Raw genomic sequence first — 14,026 nt, 5'->3', positions numbered from 1 at the left:
ATGCAAAGAATATTTCCTTGACACGTCGTGCAAACTGAATCAGAGGTGATGACAAAATGGGAAAGTATGATTTTTATCGGACAGATTTAGTTGTAGAAGGCGATGAGATGGTTCGCCATCAGTCGAAGGAAGAAAAAGAGACGCTTGAAGAGACAAAAGATGTCTTGTTTGATGAAACGAGACAAGGCAGAATTATTGTAACGAAAGTGAAAATTTTGCCTGAAGCAGAAGAACGGATTGGAAAGAAGGCAGGATCCTACGTTACGCTTACTATGCCCACATTACGTTACGATGACCTTCAGGGCATAGAAGATATGACGAAGCTTTTGATGAAACAATTGGATGATATGCTCGAGGAGGTTCACCTTCCTGCTAATGGGAAAATTCTGTTTATCGGTTTAGGCAATCGGGAAGTGACGCCCGATGCGGTTGGGCCACTTACGATGGATCGGATGAAGGAAATTGTGCCGAAATATTTCTCAAATGATGGGGCGGAAGTGTATGTATACGCTCCTGGCGTCACCATCCAAACCGGCTTGGAGACAGCTGAATTTGTCGGAGCAGTCATTGATAAGATTCAGCCTGATTTGCTTATCGTTATCGATGCATTGGCCGCAAAGGACAGTTCAAGGCTTTGCAGGACCATCCAGATGACGGATACTGGCATCCATCCGGGTTCAGGTGTGGGGAACAGCCGCAAGGAAGTGTCTAAAGAGACGCTGGGGATTCCTGTTGTTGCTATCGGTATTCCCACTGTAGTGGATGGTCCTGTATTAATTGCGGATGCAATCGATACAATGTTCAGTTATATCGCTTCTAAGATTGAAGATGAATCTCGGCCATCTTCAAAATTGACCGTATCGAACTGGTTATACGAAGTGAACAAAGACGCGGACCGTTCCAAGCTCATTCCAATATTCGGTGATTGGTCGTCATGGCCGCATGAGGATCGAATTCATTTATTCGAAGAAGTATTATCGAACCGTGAATTGAATACCTTTATCTCACCGAAAGAAATAGATGCATGGGTTTATCTCTACGCCGATGCTTTATCTGGAGCGCTTTTCAATTGGATCGATAAATTGAAATCTAGTCATTGATAGATTCCCCCGGGCATATAGATGGAGCACGGGGGGATGCCAATTGAAAAAATCGATGCAAATCTGGATTGCCGCTATAGCCATTCTCTTCCTTTTCCCGATCGTCATGCAATTTCTTCCTGAAGGGACGTCCGTGACTTCGACAAAAATTATGAAAGACAATGCGTTCATCGTGTACGCGTCAAATGTCACGGAAGAAGTCGAACCGGAAAAAGAAGAAACAAAAGCAGCGAATGTATTACTATATTTTACACATTCCCATGAAGCATATGAACCGATGACGAAAGCGGCTGATGGGATCGTCTCCACTTCTCATCAGACCGAGAATGTCATGAAGCTGGGCGCAAAGCTGAAGAGCCAGTTAGCCATTAACGGGATCGAAGCAAACACAATTGATATTGATAACAGCAAGGAAATGCGAAAAAAAGGAATTCCTTATAGCAGGTCGTATGCTGAAATCAGACCTCATGTTAAAAAAGCGATAGAACAACAACCATACGATCTTGTTATCGATATTCACCGGGATTCGGTCGGTCAGGAAAAGACGACATTAGAATTTGAGGGGCAGCGATACGCAAAAGTGGCGTTTGTCCTCGGGACAGATCATCCGCAATATAAGCAGAACATGGAAAATGTCCTATTGGTCAAACGTGAAATGGATAAACTGGTGCCAGGAATTACGAAAGATCTTATTCCGAAGGGCGGCCCGGGAGTCGATGGAAAATACAATCAAGATCTAGATCCATCGATCATTCTCGTTGAATTGGGTGGAATCGGCAATACAGAGGATGAATTAAATCGAACCATCGCGGTCCTGGCGGAAGCAATCGGGCACGTCATGGATTCGGCACAGGCCGAATAGCAGGAAAGACGGAGAGGAATGCATCTTCTCCGTCTTTTTTGTCTTTAGGGGTACGCATCGCCACTTACATAGACGAGCTGATTTACTGCTGTCATTCCTGATTAAACCGCTTGGCGTGGAATAATAAATCAACTTCTATTGTGATTTGATAAGAATTTATAACATGTTGCGCAGTTATTTGCTATAATGCAAATAGCTAAAATAGGAGTGAACTGCACAATGAATCATGATGAGAGATTGGCACGTCAAAAGAATATAAGAAACTTTTCCATCATCGCTCACATAGATCACGGGAAATCGACGTTAGCCGATCGGATCTTAGAGAAGACGGAAACGCTTAGCTCCCGTGAATTGAAGTCACAGACGTTGGATTCGATGGATTTAGAGCGGGAACGCGGTATTACTATTAAACTGAATGCGGTTCAATTGACGTACACCGCAAAAAATGGTGAAGATTATACTTTCCATTTGATCGATACACCGGGACATGTGGATTTTACATATGAAGTATCCCGAAGCCTTGCAGCTTGTGAAGGGGCTATCCTAGTCGTTGACGCGGCGCAAGGCATTGAAGCACAGACGTTGGCTAATGTTTACTTAGCCCTGGATAACGATCTTGAAATATTGCCGGTTATCAATAAAATCGATTTGCCGGCAGCAGATCCGGAACGGGTAAAACAAGAAATTGAGGATGTTATCGGACTGGATGCTTCGGAAGCTGTGCTCGCCTCAGCAAAAGCGGGTATCGGAATCGAAGACATTCTAGAACAAATTGTCGAGAAAGTACCAGCGCCGTCCGGCGATCCAGAAGCGCCGCTCAAAGCGTTGATCTTTGATTCCCATTATGACCAGTACAAAGGAGTCATCGTCAATATTCGTATTGTCGAAGGAACTGTACGTCCTGGAGATAAAATCCGAATGATGGCAACGGGCAAAGAATTTGAAGTTATTGAGACAGGTGTTTTTACACCAAATATCTCGCTTCGCGATGAATTGACTGTTGGGGACGTAGGTTTCTTATCCGCATCGATTAAAAATGTCGGCGACACAAGAGTCGGGGATACAGTAACGAATGCCAAGAGACCGGCGAGCGAGCCGCTGCCAGGTTATCGAAAAATGAATCCGATGGTGTTCTGTGGTTTGTATCCAATTGACTCAAACCGTTACGTCGATTTGCGGGAAGCACTTGAAAAATTGGAGTTGAATGATTCCGCCCTCGAATTCGAAGCGGAAACATCGCAAGCGCTCGGTTTCGGCTACCGCTGTGGTTTCCTTGGACTTCTGCATATGGAGATCATCCAAGAGAGGATTGAACGGGAGTTTAAAATTGATTTGATTACCACTGCACCGAGCGTTATTTACAACGTCGTAATGACGGACGGTTCCGAAGTGAAAGTGGATAATCCGTCCATGATGCCGAATGCACAAAAGATTGATTACGTGGAAGAGCCGTATGTAAAAGCTTCCATCATGGTGCCGAATGATTACGTTGGGTCGGTCATGGAGCTTTGCCAAAACAAGCGGGGGAACTTCGTCACGATGAATTATTTGGACGCGTCCCGTGTCAATATCATTTATGAACTGCCGTTGGCTGAGATCGTCTATGACTTCTTCGATCAACTGAAATCAGGTACAAAAGGATACGCCTCCCTTGACTATGAATTAATTGGCTACAAGCAGTCATAGCTAGTAAAGATGGATATTCTGCTCAATGGAGAACAAGTCGATGCACTCAGTTTCATTGTGCATCGTGATTTCAGCTATGAACGAGGCAAAGCAATTGTCGAGAAGCTGAAGTCCCTGATTCCTCGCCAACAGTTTGAAGTGCCGGTGCAAGCCGCAGTCGGCCAAAAGATCGTTGCTCGATCTACCATCAAATCAATCGGGAAAAACGTCTTAGCAAAATGTTATGGCGGAGATATTTCCCGTAAACGAAAATTGTTGGAGAAGCAAAAAGAAGGTAAGAAACGGATGAAGCAAGTTGGTTCCGTGGAAGTTCCTCAAGAGGCATTTATGGCAGTCTTGAAAATGGATGAAGATTAAGGTTAACTGCTGTAGCGGGGTCCTTCGGGGCCTCGTTTTTCATTGTACGGAACAAGAGGAAGGACGGCTTTCCATGCCATTACCAAGTGCGTTTCCCTTTTCTTACATAGGATTTAAGTCTATAATATTGCAAATAAAAATAGACACTTTGTACTAAGGGGTATGACTAATGGACTTTCGGGAATTAATAAGAGTAATTAACGAGGCTACGGATAAACTGGATCTCGTATCAGCAAGAAAATATATTGAGGACAACATAGAGCTTTTGCTTCAGAATAAGCATTTATTACGGGGGAATTCGAGAGCATTGCTTGATATGCTTGCAGATAATGAAACTCAAGTGAAGCCTTTGAATCGGATAGAAATGAACATTATCCAGGCGATTAATGTCTATGCGTCAAAGTTTGATTTGCGTGGACTTCGTATTTCGGCTAAAAATAATACGGATCTTTTGATGAGACCGGACGTCAAATATTATCTCAATGAAGATGCGAAATTCCTATTAGAAGGCATGAAGGCCATTCACTGAGAAAGACAACCAGTACCGAATGCGGGATAGTATCCTTTCAGGGTAAGGTAATGATAAAATGAGGAGCGCAACAGCCGAAAGGCTTGCCATGAAAGGAGGCAGTTCGATGAGGGGGATTTATATTCATATTCCATTTTGTCATCAGATTTGCCATTACTGTGATTTTAATAAAGTCTTTTTTAACAACCAGCCGGTTGATGAATACATAGAATCGATTGGAAACGAGCTGTCGATTTTGAAACGGGAAGGTGCTTCTTTTAATCAGGCAGAAACGGTCTTCCTCGGCGGAGGGACTCCGACCGCATTATCCGAGAGGCAATTGAAACGTTTGCTGGATATTATCCGTATGTATATAGATGTAGAAACCTTAACTGAATTTTCGACTGAAGCAAACCCAGACGAATTGACAGAAGAAAAGTTAAGGGTGTTAAAGGAAGGCGGAGTGACACGTCTCAGCATCGGCGTTCAATCCTTTGATGATGAATTGCTTCGAAAAATAGGCCGGACTCATGGATCACATGATGCAGAGAAGGTGATTGAGAAGGCGAGAGCAGTCGGTTTTGAAAATATCAGCATTGACTTGATCTACGGACTGCCCGGACAAACAATTCAACAATGGGAACATACATTGGATCGCGCCCTTGCGATTGACCTTCCCCATTACTCTGGTTACTCGCTCATCATTGAACCGAAAACAGTATTTTATAATTTGATGAACAAGGGAAAACTGCCATTGCCAGGGGAAGACCTGGAAGCAGAAATGTTCGGCATGTTAATGGAACGCATGAAACAGGCTGGAAGAGAGCAATATGAAATAAGCAATTTTGCAATGCCTGGCCACGAATCCATCCATAATATGATTTATTGGCAAAATGATGAATATGCGGGAGTTGGGGCTGGTGCGCATGGTTTTTTAGCAGGCAGCCGTTATGCCAATCTTGGACCGTTGAAAAAATATATGGAAAAAGTTGATGCCGGACAACGGCCATTATTAGATTCCCATCAAGTAACCGTTCGCGAAGCGATGGAAGAAGAGATGTTTTTAGGTCTTCGGATGATGACCGGAGTTTCGGAAAGTGGTTTTCAGAAAAAATTTGGGGAGCGGCTGGAAGATGTGTACGGCACAGAACTTGGCAAGCTCATCGAGGAAGGTTTACTTACCCGCGAAAACAGTATTTATAAATTGTCACAGCTAGGAATTTATAGAGGTAACGAAGTGTTTCAGCGTTTTTTGAAATGAAGAAGCCAATTCGTTGACACGTTAGAAGAGATTTGTTAAATTATGAGTAGAATTAGCACTCACATTTAAAGAGTGCTAACAGGAGTGATGAACATGTTGACAAACAGGCAATTGCTAATCTTGCAACTGACGGTTAACGATTTCATCGAATCCGCACAACCTGTCGGATCAAGGCAGTTATCAAAAAAACCAGAGGCTCCTTTCAGTCCTGCTACAATACGAAATGATATGGCTGATTTAGAAGAGCTGGGGTATTTAGAAAAGACCCATACTTCATCCGGCCGGGTGCCATCTGAAAAGGGATATCGGTTTTACGTCGATCATCTGTTGCAGCCCGAAAAATTGAATGTGGAAGATAGCATGCAACTTAGATCTATCTTTCAAAATCGTGTGATGGAAACGGAGGAATTGATCCGTAATTCTGCGGTCATCTTATCTGAATTGACCAATTACACGGCTATTTTGCTCGGACCTGATGTGACGGCTCATTCAGTGAAACGGTTCTCTATTGTTCCATTGGATGAAACCAAAGCGGTTGCGATTATCGTCACAGACAGCGGTCATGTGGAAAACCGGGTATTCGACGTGCCGGAGGGATTGTCGGCATCCGACATTGAAAAGATGGTCAATATATTGAACGATCGGTTGACAGGAACTCCACTCATGCATTTACAGATAAAGCTCGCATCAGCGGCGAAATCCGTATTAGAACAGCATGTGAACAAAGCGGGCGAATTGTTTGCTTCTTTTCAGAAAGCAACAGCCATCAAGCCTGAAGAGCGACTGTTCTTTGGCGGTAAAATGAATATGCTGAAACAGCCTGAATTCCATGACATCGACAAGATGAAGATGTTCTTCGAACTGATGGAAAATGGAGCTCCTGCTCTTGCCTTTTTCCAAGACGAGACAAAAGGAATCCATGTCCGCATCGGTTCTGAGAATAATCATGATGCAATGGGCGATTGTAGTGTCATCACTGCCAATTATTCTGCAGGCGATAACATAGAAGGCGCCATTGCGATTGTAGGTCCTAAAAGGATGGATTATAGCAGGGTAATCACGTTGCTTGATATAGTGAGCGGTGATTTGTCTAGAGCGCTTGCAAATCTGATGATTGGCGGCGGAACGGATAGGAGGAATGTATGATGAACGAAGAAAAAAAGGAAGAGGTTCTGGCTGATGAGCAGGCCGCCGCTTCAATTGAAAACGAAATAGCTCAAGAAGCGCAAGTTGACCAAGATTCTGAGTCACCAGAGGTCAGCAAAGCACCAACGGAAGTAAAAGACGAAAAGGAAGCAATCATCGAAGAGTTGAAGTCCAAGCTGGAAGAGGAAGAAAATAAACAGCTTCGCTTGCTTGCAGACTTTGAAAACTTTAAGAGACGGGCTAATCTGGACAAAGAGTCTCTGCAAAAGTACCGGGCTCAAAGTTTGATGACAAATTTGCTGCCTGTTCTAGACAATTTTGAGCGAGCTCTCAATATCGAAGCGAAATCGGAAGAGACACAATCACTTATGACTGGAATGGACATGGTATATCGGAACCTGTTAGATGCTTTGAAGTCAGAAGGGTTGAAGGAAATCGAGGCTGCTGGCCAGGAATTTGATCCCAATTTCCATCAAGCTGTTATGACTGGAAACGATGGGGAGAAAGCTTCCGGAATCGTGCTTCAGGAACTCCAAAAAGGGTATAAGTTGAAAGATCGCGTTCTACGGCCCTCTATGGTCCAAGTGAACGAATAAGATATAAGACGTAGAGTTCATTACACTATTGCAATGTCGGATTATTTTAGGAGGAATTTGATTATGAGCAAAATCATTGGTATTGACTTAGGAACTACAAACTCTGTAGTAGCAGTATATGAGGGTGGAGAAGCAAAAGTTATCCCGAATCCGGAAGGAAACCGTACGACTCCATCGGTTGTTGCGTTCAAAAATGGTGAACGCCAAGTAGGGGAAGTGGCAAAGCGTCAATCGATCACGAACCCAAATACGATCATGTCCGTTAAGCGTCATATGGGAACTGATTATAAAGAGCATGCGGAAGGCAAAGATTATACACCTCAGGAAGTTTCTGCGATGATTCTTCAGTATCTGAAAGGGTATGCAGAAGATTATCTCGGCGAGAAAGTGACGAAGGCAGTTATTACTGTGCCTGCTTACTTCAATGATGCACAACGTCAAGCAACAAAAGACGCGGGTACAATCGCAGGTCTTGAAGTTGAACGAATCATAAACGAACCGACTGCTGCAGCCCTTGCATATGGTCTTGATAAAACTGAAGAAGATCAAACGATCCTCGTATATGACCTTGGCGGCGGTACATTCGACGTTTCTATCCTGGAACTTGGAGACGGTGTATTCCAAGTCCGTTCAACAGCAGGAGATAACAAGCTTGGTGGAGATGACTTCGATGACGTAATCATCGATTATCTTGTACAAGAATTCCGTAAAGACAATGGAATCGATCTATCAAAAGATAAAATGGCTATGCAACGTTTGAAAGATGCGGCTGAAAAAGCGAAAAAAGATCTTTCTGGCGTAACCAATACACAAATCTCATTGCCGTTCATTACAGCAGGAGAAGCTGGCCCGCTTCACTTGGAACTCTCCTTGTCTCGTGCGAAATTCGATGAATTGACAGCGCAACTTGTAGAACGTTCCATGGTGCCGACTCGTCAAGCGATGAAAGATGCCGGCCTATCGCCTTCTGAAATTGACCGCGTCATCCTTGTCGGCGGCTCGACACGTATTCCTGCGGTTCAGGAAGCCATCAAGAAAGAAACAGGCAAAGAGCCATTCAAAGGCGTTAACCCGGACGAAGTGGTTGCAATGGGAGCCGCAGTACAAGGTTCGATCATCAGCGGTGATGTAAAAGATGTCGTTCTATTGGATGTAACTCCATTGTCACTTGGTATCGAAACAATGGGCGGTGTGTTCACGAAATTGATCGACCGCAATACGACAATCCCGACAAGCAAATCACAAGTATTCTCTACTGCTGCTGACAATCAGCCGGCTGTTGACATCCATGTGCTTCAAGGGGAGCGTCCTATGGCTGCGGACAATAAAACACTTGGCCGTTTCCAATTGACGGATATTCCGCCAGCACCACGCGGCATTCCACAAATTGAAGTAACATTTGATATCGATAAGAACGGTATCGTGACTGTCAAAGCTAAAGACCTTGGTACACAAAAAGAGCAAAACATTACAATCCAGTCCAGCTCAGGCCTATCCGACGATGAAATCGAACGGATGGTAAAAGACGCAGAAGCGAATGCGGAAGAAGACAAACGCCGCAAAGAAGAGGTTGATTTGAAGAACGAAGCGGATCAACTTGTATTCATGGCAGAAAAAACACTTAAGGACTTGGAAGGGAAAGTAGCCGAGGACGAAGTGAAGAAAGCCGAAGAAGCGAAGGACGAGTTGAAAAAAGCAGTTGAAAGCGGCAATCTCGATGAAATCCGTGCTAAGAAACAACAGTTGGAAGAATTAGTTCAACAGTTATCCGTCAAGCTTTATGAGCAAGCGGCACAAGCACAGGGCGGTGCAGATGCTACTGGCCAACCGCAAGATGACGGTGTTGTCGATGCGGATTTCGAAGAAGTGGATGACGACAAGAAAAATTGAGATGATAGATGACGGGAAAGTCAAAGTCCGAGCTTCCGGCTTTGACTTTTTCGTTTGTTAGCATACGGAAACCATTCGCTTTAGGGTAACGGATAACATCTTTGCATGGTACAATATAGGGAATTCGTCGGACGATGTACTGTTCAAGAAGCATATTATTACTTCGTATATTCGGCATGACAAAGATATTTGGGAGAGTGGAATGATGAGTAAGCGAGATTATTATGAAGTATTGGGCGTTTCCAAATCGGCAACAAAAGAAGAGATTCGAAAGGCGTATCGAAAACTTTCGAAGCAATTCCATCCCGATTTGAATAAAGAGGCGGGAGCCGAAGAGAAATTCAAAGAAGTGACAGAGGCTTTCGAAACGCTCAGTGATGATACAAAACGTGCGCAATATGACCAATTCGGCCATGCGGATCCAAACCAGGGATTTGGCGGATTTGGCGGATTCGGTGGAGGAGGAGCGGATGGCTTCGGCTTCGAGGACATCTTCAGCACTTTCTTTGGCGGCAGCACAAGACGTCGCGACCCGAACGCTCCACGAAAAGGCGATGATTTGCAATATACGATGACCATCGATTTCATGGAAGCTGTATTCGGAAAAGAGACAGAGGTCGAATTGCCCCGTGAGGAAGAATGTGAAACATGCCACGGTACAGGCGCGAAAAAAGGAACATCAGTAAAAACTTGTACGCACTGTGGAGGATCAGGGCAGATTTCCGTCACCCAAAACACGCCGCTTGGCCAAATGGTGAACAGAAGAACATGTCCACACTGTCAAGGAACAGGGAAAATCATTCCTGAGAAATGTGAAACATGCCATGGCTCTGGCCGTGTAACAAAACGGAAAAAAATTAAGGTGACCATACCTGCTGGCGTAGATGATGGGCAGCGGCTTCGGGTTTCAGGACAAGGCGAAGCAGGTGTGAACGGAGGACCGGCTGGCGATCTATACATCGTTTTCCGCGTGAAACCGCATGATAAATTTGTCCGTGAAGAGGATGACATCTACTTGGAGCTTCCGCTGACATTCCCGCAAGTGGCATTAGGCGATGAAATACAAGTGCCAACCATTCATGGAAATGTGAAATTGAAAATTCCTGCTGGCACACAGACAGGGACCAATTTCCGTCTGCGTGGGAAAGGCGTCAAAAATGTCCATGGACATGGAACGGGAGATCAGCACGTTATCGTGAAAGTCGTGACGCCTAAAAAGATGACAGAGAAACAAAAAGAATTAATGCGAGAATTTGCCTCCATCGACGGCAATTCCCCAGACGAGTATTCTAGCTCACTTTTTGATAAAATCAAGCGGACAATAAAAGGCGATTGAAAGGGTTGAACGAAGTTGAAATGGTCAGAGATTTCCATCCATACGACACATGAGGCGACTGAAGCGGTTGCTAATATTCTGCACGAAGCCGGGGCAAGCGGTGTAGTCATCGAGGATTCAAATGAACCAGATCGAGTACACGAAAACCGTTTTGGCGAAATCTATGACTTGAATCGAGAGGATTTTCCAGCGGAAGGCGTTATTGTGAAAGCCTATTTGCCTGTAAATAGTTTCTTGATTGAAACAGTTGGAGAAATAAAAGAATCCATCGAGAATCTAAGGCAGTTTGGCATCGACATTGGCGATAATACCATTCAAACAAACGAAGTGGATGAAGAGGACTGGGCTACTGCATGGAAAAAGTATTATCATCCAGTAAAAATCTCAAATCGATTCACAATTGTCCCGACGTGGGAAGAATATGAACCTGTTGTAACGGATGAACTGATCATAGAGTTGGACCCAGGTATGGCATTCGGAACAGGGACTCATCCGACAACAGTCCTTTGCCTGCAAGCACTAGAGAAATATGTAACCAAAGGCTGCAGAGTAGTTGATGTCGGAACCGGTTCCGGCGTGTTAGCGATTGGAGCTGCGATGCTAGGCGCTTCGCACGTACACGCCCTTGATTTGGATGAAGTGGCGGTTCAGGCCGCCAAAGAAAACATCGAATTGAATCATGCGTCTGATGTTGTGGAAGTTGCTCACGGCAATCTGCTGGATACTGTAAAAGAGCCTGCAGATATTATCGTTGCTAACATTCTGGCGGAGGTCATCCTGACATTTACAGGAGATGCTTATTCTTTATTGCCAAATGACGGCCTTTTCATTGTTTCCGGCATAATTGCCCAAAAGAGAGATCTGGTACGGGATGATCTCGTCGACAAGGGATTTGAAATCGTGGAAACCGTCCTGATGGAAGATTGGGTTGCCATCATTGCCCGGAAGAAAGGCGAGTGACAGAGTGCAGCGGTATTTTTTAACTACTCCATTTGATGACCAGAACGACGAGTCATGGATTGAAGGGGAAGACGCGAAACATATTAGCCGCGTCATGCGTATGTCTGCTGGAGATTCGATCATAGCTGTTTCTGAAAACGAAGCTTATGTTTCGAGCATACTGGAAGTAACAACGGAAGGTGTCCGGGTGAAACGGAACCCCGATAGCCTTCTCCCAAACCGGGAAATGCCGGTTTCCGTTTCAATCGCTTGCGGATTGCCTAAAGGCGACAAGCTTGATTATATCGTCCAAAAAGGAACGGAGCTCGGGATGACAGCTCTTCTGCCATTTGAAGCCGAACGGTCCATCGTCAAATGGGATGCAAAAAAAGGCGGCAAAAAAGTGGAGCGGCTTCAGAAAATCGCAAAAGAAGCCGCTGAGCAATGCCACCGGACGGTCATCCCGGAAGTGAAAGAACCTGTCTCCATTACAAATCTGCTTGCTGAGGCGTCCCACTACGATGTGTTACTTGTAGCCGATGAGGAAGATGCTAAAAGCAATGAGCCCAATAGGATTGCAGACCGCTTGAAAAACGTGTATCATAAACAATCGGTACTTGTTGTTTTTGGTCCGGAAGGCGGAATATCAAGAAAAGAAGCGGAATTGCTGAAGAGTGCGGGTTTCCTATCCGTTTCACTCGGACCGCGCATTTTGCGTACGGAGACAGCGCCGCTATATGTATTGTCCGCCATGTCTTACGAATTTGAATGAAAGAGGTGAGCAGCTGATGTCTTCAGTCGCTTTCCATACATTAGGCTGCAAAGTCAATCATTACGAAACGGAAGCAATCTGGCAACTGTTCAAAGAAGCTGGATACGAACGAACCGATTTCGAAAAGAATGCTGATGTATATGTCATTAATACTTGTACAGTAACAAATACAGGAGATAAAAAGAGCCGGCAAGTCATCCGGCGCGCCATCCGGAAAAATCCGGATGCAGTCATTTGTGTAACAGGCTGCTATGCGCAAACATCTCCGGCTGAAATTATGGCCATCCCTGGCGTCGATATTGTTGTCGGTACGCAAGACCGCACAAAGCTCTTGGGATTAATTGAAGAATACCGTGTTGAACGCCAACCGATCAATGCAGTTCGCAATATTATGAAAAACCGGGTATACGAAGAACTCGATGTACCGGCTTTCACAGATCGGACCCGCGCATCATTGAAAATCCAAGAAGGCTGCAATAACTTCTGTACATTCTGTATTATTCCTTGGGCTCGTGGTCTTATGAGATCCAGAGAGCCGGAAGAAGTTATCCGCCAGGCGCAACAATTGGTGGATGCAGGGTATTTGGAAATTGTTTTGACAGGCATCCACACAGGCGGTTACGGGGAGGATCTGAAGGATTACAATCTGGCCCGGCTTCTGCGTGATTTGGAGACGCAAGTAAAAGGTTTGAAACGTCTTCGGATCAGCTCAATCGAAGCGAGCCAGCTGACGGATGAAGTTATTCAAGTCCTCAAGGAATCTTCTATCGTTGTCCGTCATCTTCATATTCCTATTCAATCCGGTTCTAACACGGTATTGAAGCGGATGAGACGGAAATATACGATGGAATTCTTTGCAGAACGGCTAGATCGTCTGCGCGAGGCTTTGCCGCATCTGGCAATCACGTCCGACGTCATCGTCGGCTTCCCTGGCGAAACGGAAGAAGAATTCATGGAGACATACAATTTTATTCGGGAACATCGATTCTCTGAACTGCATGTCTTCCCATATTCCAAACGGACAGGCACTCCAGCTGCACGGATGGAGGACCAAATTGATGAAGAGGTAAAGAATGAGCGCGTTCACCGCCTCATCGAACTGAACGATCAATTGGCGAAGGAATATGCCTCGGAATTCGAAGGCGAAGTATTGGAAGTCATTCCGGAAGAGATTTATAAACTTGACCCGGCCAGCGGTTTATACGAAGGATATACGGACAACTACTTGAAGGTTGTTTTCCAGGCTGATGAATCGATGGTTGGCAAAATCGTCAAAGTGAAAATTGCGAAAGCAGGCTATCCATACAATGAAGGGCAATTCATCCGGGTCATCGACACCGAAGAAGCTCTTGTTTGATAGCTGAATACACAGTCATGCTGTAGACGAACACCAAGAACTGCGGTGTTTGCCTAACGGGTTTGGTTGATGTGAAGAAAATGCACCTATACGCACCTAAATTAGCATCTGATTCTAACAACAATCAACAACAGATAAAACAAACGCACAGTTCAACTGTGCGTTTCTGACTGTAGACAAACTCGAGAAATAATGGAGTTTGCCTACAGTCTTTTC

Annotated in this window: 11 protein-coding genes and 1 pseudogene; all 12 read left to right on the top strand. The window is 44.8% G+C overall.

Going from position 1 to position 14,026, the window contains the following annotated elements; all coding sequences use genetic code 11:
• Window positions 1-56 precede the first annotated feature (56 nt).
• The 12 genes and pseudogenes from gpr to mtaB all read left to right on the top strand — a co-directional run bounded on the left by gpr (window position 57) and on the right by mtaB (window position 13,810).
• A complete protein-coding gene (gene gpr / locus NCCP2222_RS01500) occupies window positions 57-1,100 on the top strand; it encodes a GPR endopeptidase (RefSeq protein ID WP_248508965.1) in 1,044 nt (347 codons plus the stop codon).
• Between the two features lie 43 nt (window positions 1,101-1,143).
• Window positions 1,144-1,962: a stage II sporulation protein P gene (gene spoIIP / locus NCCP2222_RS01495; RefSeq protein ID WP_248508964.1), complete on the top strand. Its 819-nt coding sequence runs from the start codon at window positions 1,144-1,146 to the stop codon at window positions 1,960-1,962.
• 219 nt (window positions 1,963-2,181) lie between these two features.
• Window positions 2,182-4,005, top strand: a pseudogene (gene lepA, locus NCCP2222_RS01490) (translation elongation factor 4).
• 169 nt (window positions 4,006-4,174) lie between these two features.
• The gene (locus tag NCCP2222_RS01485) at window positions 4,175-4,534 is read left to right on the top strand and encodes a hypothetical protein (protein WP_248508963.1); all 360 of its coding nucleotides are present in this window, start codon (window positions 4,175-4,177) and stop codon (window positions 4,532-4,534) included.
• Between the two features lie 106 nt (window positions 4,535-4,640).
• Complete coding sequence (gene hemW, locus NCCP2222_RS01480; protein WP_248508962.1) at window positions 4,641-5,774, top strand: radical SAM family heme chaperone HemW; 1,134 nt, start codon at window positions 4,641-4,643, stop codon at window positions 5,772-5,774.
• A gap of 93 nt (window positions 5,775-5,867) precedes the next feature.
• A complete protein-coding gene (gene hrcA, locus NCCP2222_RS01475; protein ID WP_248508961.1) occupies window positions 5,868-6,920 on the top strand; it encodes a heat-inducible transcriptional repressor HrcA in 1,053 nt (350 codons plus the stop codon).
• Window positions 6,920-7,516 carry a nucleotide exchange factor GrpE gene (gene grpE, locus NCCP2222_RS01470; RefSeq protein WP_375709145.1) on the top strand — a complete coding sequence of 199 codons (597 nt, stop codon included), beginning with the start codon at window positions 6,920-6,922 and terminating at the stop codon, window positions 7,514-7,516. The genes hrcA and grpE overlap by 1 nt, the downstream gene beginning before the upstream one ends.
• A gap of 63 nt (window positions 7,517-7,579) precedes the next feature.
• Window positions 7,580-9,406 carry a molecular chaperone DnaK gene (gene dnaK / locus NCCP2222_RS01465; protein ID WP_248508958.1) on the top strand — a complete coding sequence of 609 codons (1,827 nt, stop codon included), beginning with the start codon at window positions 7,580-7,582 and terminating at the stop codon, window positions 9,404-9,406.
• Window positions 9,407-9,611: 205 nt separating this feature from the next.
• Window positions 9,612-10,742, top strand: coding sequence for a molecular chaperone DnaJ (gene dnaJ, locus NCCP2222_RS01460; protein WP_248508949.1), 1,131 nt, complete (start codon window positions 9,612-9,614; stop codon window positions 10,740-10,742).
• Window positions 10,743-10,757: 15 nt separating this feature from the next.
• Window positions 10,758-11,702: a 50S ribosomal protein L11 methyltransferase gene (prmA, locus tag NCCP2222_RS01455; RefSeq protein ID WP_248508947.1), complete on the top strand. Its 945-nt coding sequence runs from the start codon at window positions 10,758-10,760 to the stop codon at window positions 11,700-11,702.
• Window positions 11,703-11,706: 4 nt separating this feature from the next.
• On the top strand, window positions 11,707-12,453 hold the full coding sequence (locus tag NCCP2222_RS01450) for a 16S rRNA (uracil(1498)-N(3))-methyltransferase (RefSeq protein WP_248508940.1): 747 nt from the start codon (window positions 11,707-11,709) through the stop codon (window positions 12,451-12,453).
• Between the two features lie 16 nt (window positions 12,454-12,469).
• Window positions 12,470-13,810 (top strand): tRNA (N(6)-L-threonylcarbamoyladenosine(37)-C(2))-methylthiotransferase MtaB, encoded by a 1,341-nt coding sequence (gene mtaB / locus NCCP2222_RS01445; RefSeq protein ID WP_248508938.1) that lies wholly within the window; start codon window positions 12,470-12,472, stop codon window positions 13,808-13,810.
• Window positions 13,811-14,026: the final 216 nt, after the last annotated feature.

Source organism: Sporosarcina sp. NCCP-2222, from assembly GCF_023168145.1.
Classification (GTDB): Bacteria; Bacillota; Bacilli; order Bacillales_A; family Planococcaceae; genus Sporosarcina.
This window is presented reverse-complemented; position numbering and strand designations above follow the sequence as displayed.